At 67.4% G+C, this 17602-nt stretch carries 17 protein-coding genes and 2 tRNA genes; 15 read left to right on the top strand and 4 right to left on the bottom strand.

Translation table 11 applies throughout. The features are described 5' to 3' along the window. Positions 1–105 precede the first annotated feature (105 nt). A complete protein-coding gene (locus ABC728_RS18490) occupies positions 106–1236 on the top strand; it encodes a pentapeptide repeat-containing protein (protein WP_416618305.1) in 1131 nt (376 codons plus the stop codon). 137 nt (positions 1237–1373) lie between these two features. After that, entirely contained in the window at positions 1374–2522 is a 1149-nt protein-coding gene (locus tag ABC728_RS18485) for a pentapeptide repeat-containing protein (protein WP_416618304.1), read from the top strand. A gap of 17 nt (positions 2523–2539) precedes the next feature. Here the strand turns inward: ABC728_RS18485 and ABC728_RS18480 are convergent, their stop codons facing one another. After that, the gene (locus ABC728_RS18480) at positions 2540–3481 is read right to left on the bottom strand and encodes a nucleoside hydrolase (RefSeq protein WP_416618303.1); all 942 of its coding nucleotides are present in this window, start codon (positions 3479–3481) and stop codon (positions 2540–2542) included. 85 nt (positions 3482–3566) lie between these two features. On the opposite strand from ABC728_RS18480, the gene ABC728_RS18475 reads away from it, so the two are divergent. The 6 genes from ABC728_RS18475 (at position 3567) to ABC728_RS18450 (ending at position 8237) form a co-directional block, all read left to right on the top strand. After that, positions 3567–4175, top strand: coding sequence for an HAD-IB family hydrolase (locus ABC728_RS18475; RefSeq protein ID WP_416618302.1), 609 nt, complete (start codon positions 3567–3569; stop codon positions 4173–4175). Between the two features lie 105 nt (positions 4176–4280). Continuing rightward, positions 4281–5270, top strand: coding sequence for a metal ABC transporter solute-binding protein, Zn/Mn family (locus ABC728_RS18470; RefSeq protein ID WP_416618301.1), 990 nt, complete (start codon positions 4281–4283; stop codon positions 5268–5270). A gap of 12 nt (positions 5271–5282) precedes the next feature. Beyond that, positions 5283–6095 carry a metal ABC transporter ATP-binding protein gene (locus ABC728_RS18465; protein WP_445376641.1) on the top strand — a complete coding sequence of 271 codons (813 nt, stop codon included), beginning with the start codon at positions 5283–5285 and terminating at the stop codon, positions 6093–6095. Beyond that, on the top strand, positions 6095–7003 hold the full coding sequence (locus tag ABC728_RS18460; protein ID WP_416618299.1) for a metal ABC transporter permease: 909 nt from the start codon (positions 6095–6097) through the stop codon (positions 7001–7003). Before ABC728_RS18465 ends, ABC728_RS18460 begins: the two co-directional genes overlap by 1 nt. Continuing rightward, on the top strand, positions 7000–7959 hold the full coding sequence (locus tag ABC728_RS18455; protein ID WP_416618298.1) for a metal ABC transporter permease: 960 nt from the start codon (positions 7000–7002) through the stop codon (positions 7957–7959). The genes ABC728_RS18460 and ABC728_RS18455 overlap by 4 nt, the downstream gene beginning before the upstream one ends. After that, positions 7956–8237 carry a hypothetical protein gene (locus tag ABC728_RS18450; RefSeq protein WP_416618297.1) on the top strand — a complete coding sequence of 94 codons (282 nt, stop codon included), beginning with the start codon at positions 7956–7958 and terminating at the stop codon, positions 8235–8237. The genes ABC728_RS18455 and ABC728_RS18450 overlap by 4 nt, the downstream gene beginning before the upstream one ends. On the opposite strand, the gene ABC728_RS18445 is transcribed toward ABC728_RS18450, so the two are convergent. The 3 genes from ABC728_RS18445 to ABC728_RS18435 all read right to left on the bottom strand — a co-directional run bounded on the left by ABC728_RS18445 (position 8212) and on the right by ABC728_RS18435 (position 11810). Continuing rightward, the gene (locus ABC728_RS18445) at positions 8212–9819 is read right to left on the bottom strand and encodes a hypothetical protein (RefSeq protein ID WP_416618296.1); all 1608 of its coding nucleotides are present in this window, start codon (positions 9817–9819) and stop codon (positions 8212–8214) included. The genes ABC728_RS18450 and ABC728_RS18445 overlap by 26 nt on opposite strands. Before the next feature lie 202 nt (positions 9820–10021). After that, positions 10022–10741: a Bax inhibitor-1/YccA family protein gene (locus ABC728_RS18440; RefSeq protein ID WP_416618295.1), complete on the bottom strand. Its 720-nt coding sequence runs from the start codon at positions 10739–10741 to the stop codon at positions 10022–10024. Between the two features lie 130 nt (positions 10742–10871). Beyond that, the gene (locus tag ABC728_RS18435) at positions 10872–11810 is read right to left on the bottom strand and encodes a complex I NDUFA9 subunit family protein (protein ID WP_416618294.1); all 939 of its coding nucleotides are present in this window, start codon (positions 11808–11810) and stop codon (positions 10872–10874) included. A 186-nt stretch (positions 11811–11996) separates the two neighbouring features. Here ABC728_RS18435 and ABC728_RS18430 point away from each other — a divergent pair. The 7 genes from ABC728_RS18430 to rpoN all read left to right on the top strand — a co-directional run bounded on the left by ABC728_RS18430 (position 11997) and on the right by rpoN (position 17501). Continuing rightward, positions 11997–12081 (top strand) — tRNA-Leu (locus ABC728_RS18430). 203 nt (positions 12082–12284) lie between these two features. After that, a tRNA-Leu gene (locus ABC728_RS18425) sits at positions 12285–12369 on the top strand. 211 nt (positions 12370–12580) lie between these two features. Continuing rightward, positions 12581–13192: a ribonuclease D gene (locus tag ABC728_RS18420; RefSeq protein WP_416618293.1), complete on the top strand. Its 612-nt coding sequence runs from the start codon at positions 12581–12583 to the stop codon at positions 13190–13192. Between the two features lie 114 nt (positions 13193–13306). Beyond that, a complete protein-coding gene (lptC, locus tag ABC728_RS18415) occupies positions 13307–13984 on the top strand; it encodes an LPS export ABC transporter periplasmic protein LptC (protein WP_416618292.1) in 678 nt (225 codons plus the stop codon). Beyond that, complete coding sequence (locus ABC728_RS18410; protein ID WP_416618291.1) at positions 13981–14958, top strand: LptA/OstA family protein; 978 nt, start codon at positions 13981–13983, stop codon at positions 14956–14958. The genes lptC and ABC728_RS18410 overlap by 4 nt, the downstream gene beginning before the upstream one ends. Next, positions 14955–15734 carry an LPS export ABC transporter ATP-binding protein gene (gene lptB, locus ABC728_RS18405; protein ID WP_416618290.1) on the top strand — a complete coding sequence of 260 codons (780 nt, stop codon included), beginning with the start codon at positions 14955–14957 and terminating at the stop codon, positions 15732–15734. The genes ABC728_RS18410 and lptB overlap by 4 nt, the downstream gene beginning before the upstream one ends. A 234-nt stretch (positions 15735–15968) precedes the next feature. Next, positions 15969–17501 carry an RNA polymerase factor sigma-54 gene (gene rpoN, locus ABC728_RS18400; protein ID WP_416618289.1) on the top strand — a complete coding sequence of 511 codons (1533 nt, stop codon included), beginning with the start codon at positions 15969–15971 and terminating at the stop codon, positions 17499–17501. Positions 17502–17602 lie beyond the last annotated feature (101 nt).

Here is a 17602-nt window from a genome sequence, read left to right as displayed (position 1 = left end):
GGCCTATACCGTTGGTGAAGGACTGAAAGCATATGTTGGCGGCTTACCCGCAGGCCCATGTATGGCATACTTGCGTTCCAAGGCCCGAAAGACACCGATCGCCCGATGAATAAGCCGCAAAGTGCCCACACGCTGCCATCCCATGACATGCAGGTCATGCTGGCCCAGCACACGCTTTTCGCCCGCGGTCATGCCGGCAAGCGGCTGGAGATGCGTCTGCAGAACCTGTCGGGTCTGAAGCTGCATAATTTCGACCTGTCGCAATGCCTGCTGCTGGCCTGCAATCTTTCCTATACAGACCTGGAAGGATGCAGTTTCCAGGCGTCGAACCTGTCCAACAGCCTGTTCATCGGCGCCAACCTGAAACATTGCGACTTTACGCGCGCCGACCTGCGCGGCACCCGCTTCTACAAGTCCGACCTGCAGCAGGCCAAGATGACCGGGTCGGACATGCGCGTCGGCTCCATCACGCTGAACAGCGGCGGGGTGGCAAAGCAGCGGGAATTCACCACCGACCTGTCCTTCTGCAACATGGAGGAGGCGACGCTGCAGGATGCCGTGCTGCACAATGTGCGGCTGCGCGGCGTCAATATGCGCAATGCCGACCTGTCGGGCGCCGATCTGTCCGGGGCAGACATGCAGGGCGTCGTCCTGCTGGGCGCCCATATGGACCGGGCCAAATTCACAGGCGCCAATATCAAGAACGCCGTGTTCACGGTGAATGACGAGACGCGGCGCCTGTTCGCCGGCAATCCCGCCTTCGAGGAACATCTGGCCAACCTGAAGGAGACGGATCGTATCGTCACCGCGCATGAGGAATGGGTCAATTCCGCCGGCCGGTCGGGCGCGCGGGCCGATTTCGCGGGTCTGGCCCTGCGTGGCGTGGATCTGCGCGGACGTGAATTGTCGGCCGTGTCCTTCCGCGGCGCCGACCTGACCGGGGCCAAGCTGGCCCACGCCCGTCTGGCCGCGGCCGATTTCAACAGCGCCACGCTGGCCTATGCCGAACTGTCCAATGCCGACCTGCGCGGGGCCGGGCTGGAAAACGCCCGCATGCTGCATACCATCGTCGACGGTGCCGATTTCGGCGACCTGGAACTGCGCGGCGGCGGCCGGCTGGCCGTGCGCTTCGCCGGCGCATCCGTGGAATGGACCAATTTCGCCGAATGCGCCATCACGCCCGAACAGTTGAAGGGCGCCGTCCTGCGCGAATGCCGCATGCCTGAAGAGACATGAAGCAAAAGCTGCACCAGAATTAACTTATTAATCATTTATTTCTGCAATCAATACGGTCATCATCCGATTCGCCGTTGGTGAAACGCCATCGTTCATGGCCTTGCCGGCGCGAATTCACGCATACGATCGAATGATTGATGACACAGCGCCCCATCGATACCGGGTCGGCGCGGACCGACCTGACGACGCACCTCGCCATGCATTCCCTTTTCTTGAAGAACAAGGGTGGCCGACGGCTGGAACTTCGCCTTGCCAACCTGGAGGGTACACGCCTTAGGGGATTTGACCTGTCGCAAGCCACCTTGCTGGCGTGCAACCTGTCGCAGACCGATCTGGAGGGCGGCAAGTTCCGGGAAACCGACCTGGCCAACAGCCTGTTCATCGGCGCCAACCTGAAACATTGCGACTTCACCCGGGCCAACCTGCGCGGCGCACGTTTCTACAAGACCGACCTTGCCCAGGCGCGGCTGGACGGCAGCGACCTGCGCGTCGGCAACATGACCCTTCACCGCAAGGGGGCCGGCGGGACGGAAGTGGTCAGTCGCGAGTTCGTGACCGACCTGTCCTTCTGCAATCTGGAGGAGGCGTCACTGGAGGACGCCGTGGTCCGCAAGGTGCGGCTGCGCGGCGTCAACATGCGCAATGCCAACCTGTCCGGCGCCGATTTCAGCGAGAGCGACCTGCAGGGCGTCGTGCTGCTGGGGGCCAGGATGCAGGGCGCCAATTTCCTGCATGCCGACATCAAGGATGCCACCTTCACGGTGAATGACACGACCCGCCGCCTGTTCCAGGGGCTGCCCGCCTTCACCGAACATCTCAACAACCTGGCGGAGATCGACCGGATCGTGGCCGCGCACGAGGAATGGGTGGAAAGCGGCGGCAAGGCCGGCACCCGTGCCGATTTCGCGGGCCGCAAAATGAAAGGCGTCGACCTGCGCGGGCGGGAGCTTTCCACCATCTCCTTCCGTGGGGCCGACCTGACGGGCGCGCAACTGGGCCATGCCAAGCTGGCGGCCAGCGATTTCGGCGGGGCCAACCTGGCCTATGCCGACCTGTCGGGCACCGACCTGCGCGGCGCGGGGTTCGAGGGGGCGACCCTGCGCCACACGGTCCTGGAGGCGGCCAACATGACCGACCTCCAGCTTCGCGGTGGCGGGGCCCTGCCCGTCCGCCTGCATGACGCGGCCGTCGAATGGGTCGATTTCAGCGGGGCGCAGATCCCGCCGGAAAGGCTGAAGGGCGTGAAGCTGCGCGACTGCACGCTGCCGGATCAGGTCACCCCCTGATCCGGGCGCGGGGCCTGTCAAAGCCGGGCCAGCCGCTCCACCAGCAGGTCGAAGAAACCCTCCGCATCCGCCTTCAGCATGTAGAGGACGTTCTTCGGCCGGCCCGTGGTGCCCCAGCGATCGACCACGGTCTGGCCGATGGTCAGCGTGCTCGCCGTCTCCACCTCCACATTCACCTGACGGCCCACGAACAGGTCGGGCCGCAGCAGCCAGGCGATGACGCAGGGATCGTGCAGCGGGCCGCCATCGGTGCCGTATTTGGCCTCGTCATACCGGCGGTAGAAATCCAGCATCTCGTATGTCACGCGCCCCACCGGGCCGGGGATGGCGCGCACCCGGTCCATCTGGTGCTGTGCGGTCAGGACCTGGTGCGTGACGTCCAGCGGGAACATCACGATTTCCACGCCGGATGTCAGCACGATCTGCGCCGCATGCGGATCGACGAAGATGTTGAATTCCGCCACGGGGCTGGAATTTCCCCCTTCCCATTGCGCGCCGCCCATCAGGACGATGCGCCGGATGCGCGCCGCAATGTCGGGCGCGCGGGTCAGGGCCGTGGCGATGTTGGTCAGCGGTCCCAGCGGGCACAGGGTCACACTGCCGGCCGGTTCGGTGCGCAAGGTATCGATGATGAAATCCACCGCGTGCCGTTCCTGCAACGGCATGGTGGGTTCCGGCAGGTCCGGCCCGTCCAGACCTGTGTCGCCATGCACTTCCGGCGCGGTATGCAGGTCCAGGAACAGCGGCCGGTCACAGCCCGCGAACACCTTGGCGTCTGGCCGGCCGGCCAGTTCGCAGATCTTGCGGGCGTTCAGTTCCGTCAGGTGCAGCGGCGCATTGCCGGCCACCGCCGTCACGCCCAGCACCTCGATCTCCCCCGGCGAAGCGAAGGCCAGCAGCATGGCCACGGCATCGTCCTGGCCGGGATCGGTGTCGATAATGATCTTCTCGCGCGCCATGGCGCCCCTCCATAACCGGTCTGGCCCTGCACATAGCGGGAAAACGGTTGCCGGAAAAGCATGCCGCCTGTTTTATGCGCGCATCATGACGCGACGCATCGCCATTTTTGATTTCGACGGCACCCTGGTGGGGGGCGACAGCCTGCTGCCCTTCCTGGGGCGGGTGGCGGGGCGCATGCGCTCCGGCCTGGTTTTCGCCCGGGCCATCCGTGCAGGGCTGATGCGGGCCGGCAGCAATCCCGACGATGATCTGCGCACCCGCATCAAGGCCGGCATGCTGGCCCGCGCCCTGACGGGCGTGCCGCTGGAACAGGCCCACGCGGCAGCCGACCAGATGCGCCGCTGGCCGCGCTGGCACCAGCCGACACTGACAGCCCTGAAGCGTCATGCCGATGCGGGAGACATGGTGGTGGTGGCCACGGGCGCGCTGTCACTCTACATACCAACCCTGCTGGATGGGTTGCCCGTCGACCGGCTTCTGGCAACCGAGATGGAGGTGGCGGACGGCGTGCTGACGGGGCGCATGCAGGGCGGCAATTGCGTGCGGGCGGAAAAGGCCCGGCGGGTATCGGCCCTGCTGGCCGAACTGGGGCCGTTCGACGAGACGCACGGCTATGGCAACCGCCCGTCCGATCTGCCCTTCCTGGCCCTGATGAGCCACCCGACCGTGATTCCCACCGTGCCCCGGCGATGATGTTGCGATAGAACTAACCCGATCATCGCCTTGCAGCCGGCTTTGGCCGGTTTATATGCAGGAGATGAGCCACCAGCAAGGTCCCGTACCAGAAAGCCGCCGCCCGTGCCGCCCGATGTCCGCCTCCCCCGCCGCCATATGCTGGCCCTGGCCGCCGCCGGGTCGCTGCTGGCCGCGCCCGGCGGCCGGGCTGCGGCCCAGGTCCCGCCGGGGCCGGCGCTGCTGGCCACGACGGGACAGGTGGCCGAACTGCTGCGCGCCGTTGCGGGAGACGCGGCCCGTATTTCCAGCCTGATGGGGGAAGGCATCGACCCGCACAGCTACAAGCTGACGCGGGCCGACACGGTGGCGCTGATGAAGGCCGACGCCGTGTTCCATAGCGGCCTGCTGCTGGAAGGCCGCATGGGCGAGATGCTGGCCCGGCTGGCCGATGCCGGCCATCCCGTGCATGAGGCGGCCGGCGCCCTTCCCGCCGACCGGCTGATCCACCCGGATGGGGCCGACGGGCATCCCGACCCGCATGTCTGGATGGACCCGACGCTGTGGCGGCTGGCCCTTCTGGGCGTCCGGGACCGCCTGTCCACCCTTTACCCCGCCCTGGCCGGCGGGTTCGCGGCACGGGCCGAACAGGCGGCGGGCGATTACGACCGTTTGCACGCCTATGCCGCGCGCGTGCTGGGCAGCGTGCCCGGACGGGGCCGCGTCCTGGTCACGGCGCATGACGCCTTCGCCTATCTGGGCCGCGCCTATGGGCTGGAGGTTGTGGGCATCCAGGGCATCAGCACCGAGTCGGAGGCGGGGCTGCAGCGCATCGAGGCCATGGTGTCGATGCTGGTGGAACGTCGCATCGCGGCGGTCTTCGTGGAAACGTCGGTCTCCGACCGCAATGTGCGGGCACTGGTCCAGGGCGCTGCGGCGCGCGGGCACAAGGTGGCGGTCGGTGGCGCACTCTATTCCGACGCGATGGGGCCGGCCGGCAGCTATGAAGGCACCTATGTCGGCATGATCGACCACAATGTCACCACCATCGCCCGCGCCCTGGGTGGAACCGTGCCGGATGGCGGGTTCCAGGGCCGGCTTGCCGCCGCGCGATAAGGGGGAGATGGCATGCTGCAGCGCCTTTCCACCGATAATTTCGTGCCGCCGGCCGATGCCGGCGTTGGGGCCCTGTCCGTCAAGGGCCTGTCGGTCGCCTATCATCAGCGGCTTGTCCTGCGCGATGTGACCTGGACGGCCCCGGCTCAGGGGCTGGTGGCCGTGGTCGGTCCGAACGGGGCGGGCAAGTCCACCTTCCTGAAGGCCGTGCTGGGCCTCACCCCCGCCCTGGCGGGGGAGGTGGAGATCTATGGCCGGCCGCTGAAGCGCCAGCGTGCCCTGGTGGGCTATGTGCCCCAGCGCGAATTGGTGGACTGGGACTTTCCCGTCAGCGCGCTGGACGTGGTGACCATGGGGCGGTATGGCCTGATCGGCTGGGGCCGCCGCATCACGCCCGGACACCGGGCGGCGGCGATGGCCGCCCTGGACCGTGTCGGACTGGCCGACATGGCGGGGCGCCAGATCGGCCAATTGTCGGGCGGGCAGCAGCAGCGCGTCTTCCTGGCGCGCGCGCTTGCCCAGGAAGCGCGCATCTATTTCATGGACGAGCCGCTGGCCGGCGTGGACGCCGCCACGGAACAGGCCATCCTGGCCGTGCTGCGCGAACTGGACGCCGAGGGACGGACCGTCATCTGCGTCCACCATGACCTGCAGACCGTGGCGGCCACCTTCGACCATGTGCTGATGCTGAATGGCGGGCTGGTCGCAGCCGGTCCCATGGCCGATACGCTGACAGAGGCCAACCTGCGCAGCACCTATGGCCATCAGGCCGGTGGCCTGTTGTATGGCCATCAGGCCGCCGGCCCGATGGCGGAACGACGCTGATGGGTGGTATCGGCCACAATACGCTGGTCGTGCTGGGCGGGGCGACGGCGCTGGGGCTGGCCGCGGGCATGGTCGGCTGTTTCATGGTGCTGCGCCGCCGCGCCCTGGTCAGCGACGCGCTGAGCCACGCCACCCTGCCCGGTCTGGTCGCTGCCTTCCTGGCCGGGCTGGCGCTGGGGGTGGAGGGGCGGTCGCTGCCCCTGCTGCTGGCCGGAGCAGCCGCCAGCGGCGCCCTGTCCGTGGCGGCCATCCAGGTCATCACCCGTTGGACCCGCCTGGCGGAGGATGCAGCCATCGGGGCCGTGCTGTCGGTCTTTTTCGGGGTCGGCGTCGTGCTGCTGTCGGTGGTGCAGGAACTGCCCGCGGCCAACGCCGCCGGTCTGAAGGGCTTCCTGTTCGGACAGACGGCGGCCATGCATCGGGGCGAGGCGCTGGGCCTGGCCGCACTGGCCCTGCTGGCGGCCGTGGCCGTCTGGATATTCTTCAAGGAATTCCGCCTGCTGGCCTTTGACGAGGGGTTCGCCCGCGCCGCGGGCTGGCCCACGGGCCGTTTCGACCTGGGCCTGATGGCGCTGGTCACGCTGGTCACCGTGGTGGGCCTGCAGACCGTGGGGCTGGTGCTGATCATCGCGCTGTTGATCACCCCAGCCGCCACGGCCCGGTTCTGGACCGACGATCTGGGCCATATGCTGGCCATCGCCGGGCTGTTCGGTGCGGCGTCAGGCGGCATCGGTGCCCTGCTGTCGGCCCGTTTCGCCGACCTGCCGGCCGGGGCCGTCATTGTGCTGGTCGCCACGGGCTTCTTCTTCGCCAGCCTGCTGGTGGCGCCGTCGCGCGGGCTGCTGGGCCGCAGTCTGCGCCGGGCGCGGCTGCGGCGCCGGCTCCTGGCGGGGGAACCGCTGTCGTGACCCTGCCCGACGCCCAGACCTTCCTTTCCATCGACCTGCCAGCCCTGCTGGCCGCCCTGTTCGCCTGCCTGTCCTGCGCGCTGGTGGGCAATTTCCTGGTGCTGCGGCGGCAAAGCCTGATGGGCGATGCCATCGCCCATGCCGTGCTGCCCGGCATCGTGGCCGGCTTCCTGGTCGCCGGCACGCGCGACACCTTTCCCATGCTGGCCGGTGCGCTGGTGGCCGCCCTGGTGGCCGGCGGCCTGATCGAACTGGTGCGACGCCTGGGCCGGGTAGAGGCAGGGGCCGCGATGGGCGTGGTCTTCACCGGCATGTTCGCCCTGGGTGTGGTGCTGATCGAACAGGGGGCCGCGCGGCAGGTGGACCTGGATGCCGATTGCGTGCTGTACGGCCAGTTGGAATCCATCCTGTGGCTGGCGCCGCGTGGCTGGGCGGACCTGGCCGACCCCGCCATCTGGGCGGCATTGCCGCGCCAGGTGGTGCAACTGGCCGTCGTCTTCGTTCTGTGTCTGGCGGTCATCCTGTTCTTCTTCAAGGAATTCACGCTGGTCAGCTTCGATGCCGCCCTGGCCGATACGCTGGGCCTGAAAAGCGGGCTGGTGCAGCATGCCATCGTGGCCCTGGCCGCCCTGGCCGCCATCGCCGCGTTCGAGGCGGTGGGATCGATCCTGGTCATTGCCATGCTGATCTGTCCCGCCGCCACGGCCCGGCTCTATACCGACCGCATGGGCGGGCAGGTGACGCTGTCGCTGCTGATCGGGGGTGCCACGGGGCTGGGCGGCTATGGGCTGGGTGCCTTCGGTCCTGCGCTGCTGGGCTATGACATGGCTGTCAATGCCGCGGGTGCCATCGCCACGCTGGCCGGCATCATCCTGGGCCTTTCCATCCTGCTGGCACCGCGCTATGGCGTCATCGCCCGGCAGCGGCGCCGGATGGTGGATGGGGTGATGGCGTGAACGCGACCGAACTGGCCTATGTGGTGCTGGGCGTGACGGCGGGCACGGCCGCCGCCTGCCGGGCGCTGGCCACCCATGGCGGCTGCTTCACCATCATGGACACCGACCAGGATCGGGGCCACCGCCTGACCCTGGCCCTGAACACGGGCAGCCGCGGGCGCGCCATCTTCATCCCCGGCAACCCGGAAAATGCCGGGGACCGGGCCGACGCGCTGGCCGAAACCGCCCGCTGCTGGCCTGATCAGGCCGCCATCATCCTGTCGCCCGCAGGGCCCTGACCCCGTCCAGGATTTGCCGCAGCATTTCCTGGCGTGACGACAATTGGGCAAAGCGGGCGCGGGCCGCCGCCACGGCCGCCGCGCGCGCGGCGGGATCGTCGGCCAGCCGCGCAGCGGCCACGGCGAAATCGCCGAAACCGGCCAGATGGAAGGCCGGGCCCACCACGGTGCCAACATCACCCGCGGCCAGGCTGTAGGCCGGCACGCCCGCCGACAGCGCATAGGCCGCCGAACTGCCGCCGCCGCCCCGCGGCGGGTTGAGATAAAGATCACAGACCGACAGGACCCCCATCACGTCCGTCTCATAGCCATGGGCCCGCGACCGCGCGGCCAGATGCGGACAGGGGGCCACGCGGTGGTCATATTCCTCCATGGGTCCCACGAACAGGAAGAACAGGCGCGGTTCCCGCCGCACCATGTCATCCAGCACCGCCGCAAAGGCCGGCGTCACCTCGCTGGCCAGCCGCAGACCGACGATCGCCGTCAGGATGGCATCCTCCGGCACGCCCAGCGCCGCCCGGCTGCGGGGGGCACCGGCCGGCGGCGGGGCATAGGTGTAGTTGATGGACAGCACGCGCCCGCGCGTCAGCCCGGCCGCAGCCAGCGCCGCGTCGTCGCCCGGGCCGACCACGCGCGGCAGGGCCAGATAGTCGGGTTCGGCCAGCGGCAGGTAACTGCCATAGGGAATGGCCACCACATCCACCAGCCCCCGGCACAGGTCGGCCACCGGGCTCATCGTGCCGAAGGACAGGACCATGTCGGGCTTCATGTCCAGGATCTCATCCACCATGGCGGCAGCCATGTCCGGGCTGGTGAAGCCGGGCGGCAGGTGGCGGAAAGGGATGGGCAGGCCATCGGCCGTCAGGCGCCGGATGGCCACCAGTTCGGCATCAGCCGAACTGGTAAAACCGCCCAGGCAGGGGAAATGGGCCGATACCGGACCATCCGCAGTATTGACCAGTACCACGCGCCGCCCCAGCCGAAGGATCAGCGTGCGGGCGAAATCGACGATATCCAGCGAAGGCTGGTGCATGCCGCGCACGAACTGGCCCGTCAGCAGCACGATCAGGTCCCGCTGCCTGTCCGCCCGCGCCACGGGCTGCCGCCCGGCCAGGGCGGGGCGGTAAGCCTGCAGGATGGCATGCCACAGCCGCCGCAGCGCCAGATCATGGGCATGAGGGTCATTTACCCGGATGCGGTTGGACCAGAGGGCGAAATTGACGCCGCGCAACACATAATCGGCCTGGGCCAGCATGGTCCGCGGCCGGTCGGCGGAAAGGTCGGCGGCCAGGCAATCCACCGCCGCCGTCGCACCATCGCCGTCCAGCAGCAGATGGGCACGCAGCAGATGCAGGATCGCCCGGGAACGCAGAGTGTCGGGTGGCGGTACCGCATCCAGCACCGCGCCCAGGGCCGCTTCCGTCACCCGCCCTTCCTGCCGGGCAGCAACCAGGGCCTCCATCCGCCCCTGCAGGCGGGCCCAGCGGTCGGCATCGTACAACATGCCGTCCAGCGGTGGGGCCAGGTCCCGGCCCAGGGCCGCCAGAAGCGCGGGAACATCGGCGGCGGGCTGTGGGATCATGGCGCGTCACGGCGGGCGGTGGTCGGGTCCGCCCGCACGGTAGAAGATGGCCGACACCTTGTCACGGCCCCTGTCACGCCGCCCGACGCAGCCGGGACCGCCGCCGCCCGACGCAAGCCCACCGGGGCCCGAAAACGAAAGCGCCCGGCATGGGGGTTCCCATGCCGGGCGCTGCCCGCGTCAACGGACCTGAGCCACGATCCTATTCGTTGCGCTGGCCCATCAGGGACAGCAGCATCTGGAACAGGTTGATGAAGTTCAGGTAGAGCGACAGGGCACCCATGACGGCAAGGCGGCTGTTCGCCTCCTCTCCCCAGGAAGAGGCATAGCTCTCCTTGATGTTCTGGGTATCCCACGCGGTCAGACCCGTGAAGACCACGACGCCGATCACAGAGATGGCGAATTGCAGGGCGCTGGACGCCAGGAAGATATTGACCAGGCTGGCGATGATGATGCCGATCAGGCCCATCACCATGAAGCTGCCCATCTTGGACAGGTTGGCCTTGGTCGTATAGCCGTAAAGGCTGGTGCCGGCGAACATGGCGGCCGTGATGAAGAACACGCGCGCAATGCTGGCACCGGTGAAGACCAGGAAGATGCTCATCATCGACAGGCCCATCAGGCCGCTGAAGATGATCAGGCTGGTTCGCAGGGCCGTCGCCGACATCCGGTCGGGCCGGAAGCCGAAGAAGATGAAGCCCAGCGGGGCCAGCATCACGACCCACTTCAGCGGGGTGCCGTAGATGAGGGCCACCAGGGCTTCGCTCTGGGCGCCGACGAACGCGACGACACCCGTGATTGCCAACGCCATGCACATGTAGTTGTAGACGCGCAGCATATGGGCACGCAGACCGGCGTCGAAAGTCGCCTGATCCATGGCCCGGCTGGACGCCGCATACGGATTATAGGGTCCGTTTACCATCGAAGTATCCTCGACAGGGGCTGTTGAGAGGTACGCACACGCGGGATATATTGGGGGATGGGGGGCCCGGATCAACGGAAAAAGCCCTGCATTACACGCATTTCATGCGGGCTGTGCCCTGCCCGCGCCGTCAATGCGCCCCACCGGGCGGCTTCAGATAGGTCGGCACGACCAGTTCCAGGGCCGTCGGGCGGACACCCAGCGCGGCCAGCCCCGGCAGGGCGCCGGACACCACATTGTCGCATTTCAGCAGTTCAACCTGATCGCGCGTCAGGGGCTTGCCGGGCAGCATTTCCATAAAGAATGCCTGTATCCGGGCCAGCGCGAAGGGAATCGGCAACAGCAGCCGGTGCGGCACGCCCGCCTGCCGGCAGGTATAGGCCAGCAGCGCGCGGAAACTGTAGACCTGCGGGCCGCCCAGTTCATGGATGCGCCCCCGCGCCGCGGGAACGACGAGAGCCGCCAGGACGGCATCCGCCACGTCCCCGACATGAACGGGCTGGAACCGCGTATGCCCGCCGCCGATCAGCGGCAGGAAGGGCAGCAGCCAGGCCATGCGGCCGAACCGCGCGAAGAACCCGTCACCCGGCCCGAACACGATGGAGGGGCGAAGAATGACGGCACCGGGAAAGGCCGCCGACACGGCCGCTTCCCCCGCAGCCTTGGACCGGGCATAGGCGGAAGGCGAGGCAGCATCCGCACCGATGGCCGAGATATGGACGAAATGACGGGCACCGGCCGCATGTGCGGCACGGGCGATGCGTTCCGCCGCACGGTGCTGCACGGCATCGAAACCCCCGCCCCGCCCCGGTGCCAGGATGCCGATCAGGTTGATGACGATATCGGCCCCGGCCACCGCGCGCGAAACGGAGGCATCGTCATGGATGTCGGCCGCCACCGGCACCACCTGCCCGACCTCACCCAGCGGGCGCAGGCCGGCCAGCAGGCCCGGCCGGCGGGACGGAATGACGACCATGGCACCGGCGCGCGTCAGCCGCTGCACGACATGGCGGCCGATGAACCCGCCCCCGCCGAACAGAACCGCCTTGCGCCCGTTCAGATCGCCCATGACCGCCTGCCTCCCGCCCTGTATGGTGCCGATGATAGCACAGACCGGCATATAGCCCGACCGGCATGCCGAAAAAGCCGGCCGACCATGAAAAACATCTGTTGACGACACCGAAGCGGGTCATTATAAGCCCCCTCCACGACGCACTGCCAGACGGCAACGACGGATGGATGCGGTTCGGAAAACGCCCAGATGGCGGAATTGGTAGACGCGCAGGTTTCAGGTACCTGTGCCGCAAGGCGTGGAAGTTCGAGTCTTCTTCTGGGCACCATTCCGATAGTAACGCTGTTCAGGCCGCCGGCATCCCCGGCGGCCTGAAGCGTTTTTGGGGCCCCGTGCCAGCCCGACACGGGCCGGAAATGCCGCCTTCCGATTTTCTGCAAAAGATGTGTTGACGCCTCCGGCGCGGGTCGCTATACACCCGCCCCACGACGCACCACCCGACGGCAACGACGGGCGGCGCGGTTCGGAAATGCCCAGGTGGCGGAATTGGTAGACGCGCAGGTTTCAGGTACCTGTGCCGCAAGGCGTGGAAGTTCGAGTCTTCTCCTGGGCACCATTCCGATAGTAACGCTGTTCAGGCCGCCGGCACCCCCGGCGGCCTGAAGCGTTTTGGGCCTTGCCCCTTCCCGGCATCGGACCCTTGCGGCATCGGCCCTTGCGACGGCGGGGCAGGCAACCGATAAGGAAGATGAGCCGGGGCCTGGAACACCTGGCGAAGACCACCCTGTCCCCTCCCCCTCCTGAATGCCTGCCAAGGAACCGCACCCATGTCGATCACGCTGTATGATGGTGACCTGCCCGATGGCCTCGACCTCGGTCCCGTGGTAGCCGTCGATACGGAAACGATGGGCCTGAACCCCATCCGCGACCGGCTGTGTCTGGTGCAGCTTTCCGGCGGGGACGGCAACGCGCATCTGGTGCAGATCCGCCGGGGCCAGAGGACGGCCCCGAACCTGGCCCGCCTTCTGTCCGACACGGGCACGCTGAAGCTGTTCCATTTCGCCCGGTTCGACGTGGCCGTTCTTCGCCATGCGCTGGGCATCGTCTGCCAGCCCATCTATTGCACGAAGATCGTGTCCAAGCTGGTCCGCACCTCCACCGACCGGCATGGCCTGAAGGACCTGTGCAAGGAACTGACGGGGATCGAACTGTCCAAGCAGCAGCAATCCAGCGACTGGGGCGCCGCCGAACTGAACGAGGAGCAGCTGAAGTACGCCGCGTCCGACGTGCTGTACCTGCACCAGATCAAGCAGAAGCTGGATGCCCTGCTGGAACGCGAGGGCCGGCACGAACTGGCACAGGCCTGCTTCGCCTTCCTGCCGGCGCGCGGCCAGCTCGACCTGCTGGGCTGGGACGAGCCGGATATTTTCTCGCACTGAGCCCCGCGCGCCCCGCATGGCGGGCCGGCCCTGTGCGGCGCGTCACAGAATTGCCGCCAACAAACACCATGCTGTCATCTGCCTGAACATTATCCAAAGGAACGTCCCGCCCTGATGGCCCTGCCTGAAACCCCGTCCAGCCGGCCGACCACGGCACGCCTGTCCGCAGGCGGCAGACGGGACCCCTATGCCCATACGCGGGCGGTGCGGGTGGCGCGGGTGGCCTTGCCGGCCCTGGCCGGCGCGGTGTTGCTGACCATCTTCATCTGGCCGCTGCTGGGCGGGTCGCCGGACAAGTCGCGCCCCGGCCCGGCGCAAGGGGACCTGGAACTGACCCAGGCCCGCTATCTGGGTACCGACACCAGCGACCAGCCGTTCGAGATCAGGGCGCAGCGCGCAGCACAACAGGGCGGGGAGGGTTCGGTCGTGGATCTGTCGGCCCCCCAGGCCGATATCACCTTGAAGCAGGGAACATGGCTGGCCATGGCCGCAGAGACCGGCATCTATGACCAGGACCGCCAGGTGCTGACCCTGGACGGGGCCGTATCCTTCTACCATGGATCGGGCTATGAACTGCGCACGCCGGCCGCCACATTGGATGTGAAGCAGGGCATCGCCTGGGGCAACCGCCCGGTGGAGGGCCAGGGACCGCTTGGAACGGTGGAGGCCGGCGGCTTCCGCGTGCTGAACGATGGCGACACCCTGGTCTTCACGGGCCATGCACGCCTTCGGACCTTCGGTGCCGCCGGCAAGACCACAAGTAACGAGAAGCCGGGGGAAACGGCGCCATGATGGCTGTATCGCGCGGACATAAGGTGTGGGCACGCCGGCTGGCGCCTTTGGCGCTGGGGCTGACGTTGGCCGCCGGCACCGGCCTGGCGCAGCAGGGACCCGATGCCCCCCAGGGCCCGGGGGCGCCCGAGGCCGCCGCTACCCCATCCCTGGATATCGGCGGGTCCCGTCCCATCGATATCGAGGCACCCGGCGGTTTCGAGTATCATGACAAGCAGCAGGTCGCCATCGCGCGCGGCGGGGCCACGGCCACGCAGGACGACATGGCCCTGACGGCCGACACACTGGCCGCCTATTTCCGCAAGGCGGAGAATGGCGGCAACGAGGTCTACCGTCTGCTGGCGGAAGGCAATGTGCGCATCACGAACAATGACCGCGTGGCCTACGGCTCGCGCGCCATCTACGATCTGGATCGGTCTGTGGCCGTGCTGACGGGCGAGGGCCTGCGCCTGACCACGCCGACGGAAACCGTCACGGCACGCGACAGCCTGGAATATTGGCGCGAGCAGGAACTGGCCGTGGCGCGGGGCGACGCCCTGGCGGCGCGCGACAAGGACCGCATCCGCGCCGACCGTCTGGTCGCCCTGCTGGCGCGTGACGACCAGGACAAGCTGGGCCTTTCGCGCGTCGATGGCGACGGCAATGTCGTCATCACCACCCAGTCCGAAACGGCGCGCGGCGAGAAGGGCACATACGATCTGGACAGCGAGATGGCGCTGCTGACCGGGAATGTCCGGGTCACGCGCGGCCAGAACCAGTTGAACGGCCCCGCCGCCGAGGTGGACCTGCGATCGGGTGTCAGCCGCATCCTGTCGCGCGTGCCCGGCGCACCGGCCCCGGCCGGCACGTCCGCCCCGCCCCGTGACGGGTCGGGCGAGCGTGTGCGCGGCCTGTTTATTCCCAACCGGCAAGGCGAAGGCGGCGTGCCGCAGCAGCCGGCGCCGGCCAACCCGCAGGGGAGTTCCACGCCATGACCCAACCGACCCAGGATCAGCCCGGCTCGACCGGTCCCCGTCTGGTGGCGGAAAATGCGGGGCTCGTCGCCTCGCGCATCGGCAAGGCCTACAAGGGCCGGCCCGTCCTGCGCGACATCAGCCTGTCGGTGAACCGGGGAGAGGCCGTCGGCCTGCTGGGGCCCAACGGCGCGGGCAAGACCACCTGCTTCTACATCATCACCGGCCTGATCCTGCCCGATCACGGGTCCATCACGCTGGACGGGATGGATGTGACGGACCTGCCCATGTATCGCCGTGCGCGGCTGGGCATCGGCTATCTGCCGCAGGAAGCCAGCATCTTCCGTGGCCTGTCCGTGGAGAACAATATCCGCGCCGTGCTGGAGGTGGTGGAGCCTGACCGCAACGTGCGCGAACAGCGGCTGGACGAACTGCTGGCCGAGTTTTCCATCACCCATCTGCGCCGCACGCCGGCCCTGGCCCTGTCGGGCGGCGAGCGGCGGCGCGCGGAAATTGCGCGCGCCCTGGCCAGCCAGCCGCACTTCATCCTGCTGGACGAACCATTCGCCGGCGTGGACCCCATCGCCGTGAACGAGATCCGCGAACTTGTCAGCCACCTGCGTGAACGCGGCATCGGCGTGCTGATCACCGACCACAATGTCCGCGAGACGCTGGATATCGTGGACCGCGCCTATATCCTGCATGACGGCGTCGTGCTGATGGAAGGCAAGCCGTCGGAGATTGTGGCCCACAAGGATGTGCGCCGCGTCTATCTGGGCGAACGCTTCAGCCTCTGACAATCCTGCGTCCCGTTTCTGTTCGGGCTGCCGCCATGGGTCCCCGGCCGGGCCGGTGACGCTGTGCATAGGCCATTGGCCCTAGCCCCGCGTTTCAGGAATTCCGCCTTTTGGCCGTAATTGTTGCGATATGGGGCCGAGATTCGTACTGTTGTGCCAATCAGGCGGATCGGTCCCGGGGTTTGACGCCCCGCAATCCGGCCGCACCCCTTAACCGGTGGTGTTTTCAGGGAAATGGCGCTCCAGCAACGGCTCGATATACGTCAGTCACAGTCGCTGGTGATGACGCCGCAATTGCAGCAGGCCATCAAGCTGCTGCAATTGTCCAACCTTGAACTGGCCGACTATGTGGACCAGGAACTGGAACGCAACCCCCTGCTGGAGCGCGACGACGGGGAGGGCTGGAACGATGCCCCCGCCAACGGCGTAGACCGGGAGGAAGCGGCCCCCGTTCCGGCAGAGGGTCGCGTGGCCGACACGGTGGAACTGGCCACCAGCGACCGGCTGGGCGCCTCCGGTGACGCACCGCTGGATACCGATTTCGAGAATGTCTATACCAACAGTTCCACGGCCGACATGGAAAGCGCCGGCTTGGGGTCCGGGGAACAGTTCGGCGACTGGTCGTCCCGCGGTGGCGGGTTCGACGATGACGAATCCGGTTTCGAAGCGACGCTGACCGAGCGGCCCAAGCTGCGCGACCATCTGGAGGAACAGATCACCATGGATCTGTCCGACCGGGCGGATCGCATGGTGGCCTTCGCCCTGATGGATCACCTGGACGAGGCCGGCTATTTCACGGGCAGCCTGGAAGAGGTGGCCGTGCAACTGGGCTGCGGGCTGGAACAGGTGGAAGCCGTGCTGAAGCGCCTGCAGCGCTTCGACCCGGCCGGCATCTTCGCCCGCACGCTGTCGGAATGCCTGGCCATCCAGTTGCGGGAGAAGAACCGGCTGGACCCCTGCATGCAGGCGCTGCTGGACAACCTGCCCCTTCTGGCGGCCCGCAATCTGCAACAGCTTCTGAAGGTCTGCGGCTGCGACGCCGAGGACCTGTCGGACATGGTGGCCGAGATCAAGGCCCTGAACCCCAAGCCGGCACTGGCCTTCGATTTCGAGCCGGTGCAGACGGTGGTGCCCGACATCCTGATGCGGGCCAGCCCCGGCGGCGGCTGGATCGTGGAACTGAATAACGACACGCTGCCGCGCGTGCTGGTCAACCAGCGCTATCATTCCCGCGTCAATGCCGGGGCCCGCAACAAGCAGGAAAAGGAATATATCGCCGAGCAGTTCCAGTCGGCGAGCTGGCTGGTGAAAAGCCTGCATCAGCGGGCCAACACCATCCTGAAGGTGGCGACCGAGATCGTGCGCCAGCAGGACGCCTTTTTCCTGCATGGGCTGCAATTCATGAAACCGCTGATCCTGCGCGACATCGCGGAGGCCATCGGCATGCATGAAAGCACCGTCAGCCGGGTTACCACCAATAAGTTCCTGTCCAGCCCCCGCGGGGTCTTCGAACTTAAGTACTTCTTCACTTCCGCCATCCAAGGTGCCGACGGTCAGGCGGCCCATTCGGCGGAAGCCGTGCGTTATCGTATCAAGGCCCTGATCGATGCGGAAAAGGCGGACGACACGCTGTCGGATGATAAAATCGTCGAAATCCTGCGGGCGGACGGGATCGACATTGCACGACGGACGGTCGCAAAGTATCGTGAGGGTATGAAGATACCCTCTTCAGTCCAGCGCCGTCGGGAGAAGGCCCTTGGGTTGTAGTCCCTGCGCTGGCCGTTGAAGGAAGACCTGTCCTGGGGCACTCCCGGTCTGGATGCCGGTCCCGGGTCGACGGTTCCTTCAATATGGCCATGCGCCCTTAA

The organism is Niveispirillum fermenti (assembly GCF_052474395.1).
The sequence above is the reverse complement of the archived record's forward strand: the minus strand, read 5'-3'. Positions and strand labels throughout refer to the sequence as shown.